A 2,373-nucleotide genomic window follows, 5' to 3' on the forward strand; every position below is an offset into this window, starting at 1 on the left:
CTGTCGCACCCACCATTTTGACCTATAAGTCAGCTCTTTATGATACTATTGCGTTTCATTCTTTTATGCTCACTATGTTACTTGGTGGCGTTCGCCTTCTTGTTGTTTTCTATGATCTCCATGATGGCGATCTCGGGGTCATGCTCATTGTACTCCGTCACCTGGGAGAGCCACAGCTCTGCCATATGGAAGTATCTGTCACCGCCACCTGTACCAAGTAGGCTGATGAGATCGGTGCCATCGTAGCGGGAGGTCGGCTCCAGTCTGATGTAGCGAGTGCCTGCAGGCACGCTGAAGTACTCGCAATTGACTCTCACGCCACTCTCCTTGGGCATATCAAAGGTGACTGAGATCGGTGCTGACCAGCTGTTCCCGTCCTTGCTGAAGGAGACTCTAGCATCCTTGACAGAGTCACCCTCCTTCCCGGGGCGGGGTGCGTAGCCAAGGATCATATCCTGAGCCGTGACGCCGTTCTTGAGGTCGATGATGATGTTGTGGAGTTGGTTTACGTCCACCCAGCCATGCCAGTCAGAGTGGAAGTAGTTACCCAGATCTCCATCGGTAAGGTTCTCAATAGGGCCCTCAGACTCCTCCTGAGCATTTGTGCTGAGTTGATCGGCGCTCAGGGGGATATCCTTCCACGCCTTGGTGGTGTAAGTCATCGCCATATGCCGGCTGACGGCAGAGGTGGTCATAGATGCTGAGGCATCACCGGTACTACTGTAGGAGGTTACGGTGAAGTCAATCGTCCCGGCACACTCGGCTAGGCCGGAGGCGACCACCGATCCCTGCTCGGGCTTACCACCGAGCAGTACTTTGTGATTTAGGATTGGGTCAAAGTAAGAAACCATCACTCCGATGCAGTCGCTGTTCTCTTTCTTACCTGACATAGCCCACGAGATGGTGACCTGGCCGGGTCCCTCCGACTTAGCGGAGACCTTCTCCAGAGGTATGGCACTTTGTGGCGCTGAAAGCTCGTTCTTATTGGTGTCGCAGCTGATTGTCATCAGTCCTACCGCCAGTGTGAAGAGCAAGGTTTTTGTTCCTTTCATATCCTATATTGATTAAGTAAAATAAAGTTCGCTTCCTTAAGTATGTAGTGCTTTAGAAAATAAGCTACAATATCATACTGTATGAAATCGTTCCAAAGGTAGTGGTTTGATGTGGCAAATCGAATGCATTTTGACGACATTAATGTTACAGTCTTTCTTTTACGCAATCCCTAATTTTGATGAGTGGGTTAGAGACTCTGTGTTAATATTATGGTAATAAGATGAATGTGATGCTGTTTTAACGTCTCAATGGCGCAGGACGTTATTACGGAAAGTTGTCCTCTTTTTGCGTCAAGTCTTGTATGACGGTGTTTTAACCATACCACTACTTCCTCAGTTGGTGATCATCCGGAACCGCTATTTCGGGCGACCATTACGCCCCACACAATCAAGTACTACGCATTCATCTTTTGTGGTATCTTAGATAAGAACACAGATAGAGGAAGAAATGAATAACAAGAAGGAGGCGAAAAAGTCGGGAGAGACCCCTCGGAAGAGCCGGTAAGCGGGTCTGAAACAGAGGAGCTACAAAGAAAAGTTTAAACTAAAAGTCTAGTGCGAAATGGTGTGTGCTTGCGAGACTCTCGCTACACTAAGTATGCGTCACAATGTACCGATTACAACCATTGCCAGCTGAATCAGTACCTTTGGTGTCACAACCCAAAACAAATCACAGAGCAGGTTATGAGTAAGAATATCAGCGATATTGAGCGTAAGCTTATCGAGAAAGAGCGTGAGTGTGAAGAACTCAAGGTGAGGCTTCGAGAGTCACTGATCGAGTACGAGATCAAAAAAGCGTCCTTGGACTACCTGGCCTCCAAGTATCATATTGATCTAAAAAAGGACGGTTTAGACTAGTGGGCGAGAAGAAAGAGAAGAATATTAGCGGTCGTGCAATCGGCGTACATAAGTATTGCAAATATCTATGCGTCGCAGGAAAGGCTACTACAACAGGGTGAAGGCTCAGGCAGCTCATTGCACCGCAGAGGGCTGCGATGAGTCCACGAGAGCGAGCGCAGTACTCTCCTTATGCCGACGACAACAAGGGAAGCTGCCCAGGGCGGGTGTGACCATACTCCATAAGCTGTCAAATGAATACTTCCGTGACATCATCGCAGTGGGTTGAGATTGTTTGTATGCTTGTTGGTACCTAACCTATTCCGGGTGAGTAGACTCTCATGTCTTAATCCAATGACCGGTATACAGTCCTAGTAATACTTAATCAGCTGTGTACTTTTTCTGGAATCGCATACCCTCTGGAGTAATTCTTTTACCGATATTAGTGCGCTCTAATATCGGTAAAAGAATTCTCTAATATCGG

At 47.6% G+C, this 2,373-nt stretch carries 3 protein-coding genes; 2 read left to right on the top strand and 1 reads right to left on the bottom strand.

Going from position 1 to position 2,373, the window contains the following annotated elements; all coding sequences use genetic code 11:
* Positions 1-77: 77 nt before the first annotated feature.
* Entirely contained in the window at positions 78-1,052 is a 975-nt protein-coding gene (locus HMPREF2890_RS01425; RefSeq protein ID WP_083289728.1) for a discoidin domain-containing protein, read from the bottom strand.
* 684 nt (positions 1,053-1,736) lie between these two features.
* Between HMPREF2890_RS01425 and HMPREF2890_RS09050 the strand changes: the two genes are divergently transcribed.
* On the top strand, positions 1,737-1,910 hold the full coding sequence (locus HMPREF2890_RS09050; protein ID WP_168160396.1) for a hypothetical protein: 174 nt from the start codon (positions 1,737-1,739) through the stop codon (positions 1,908-1,910).
* 67 nt (positions 1,911-1,977) lie between these two features.
* Positions 1,978-2,178: a hypothetical protein gene (locus HMPREF2890_RS08920; protein ID WP_148130641.1), complete on the top strand. Its 201-nt coding sequence runs from the start codon at positions 1,978-1,980 to the stop codon at positions 2,176-2,178.
* The last annotated feature ends 195 nt before the right edge of the window (positions 2,179-2,373 follow it).

This window comes from Porphyromonas sp. HMSC065F10, from assembly GCF_001808555.1.
In the GTDB taxonomy this organism is placed as follows: Bacteria; Bacteroidota; Bacteroidia; order Bacteroidales; family Porphyromonadaceae; genus Porphyromonas_A.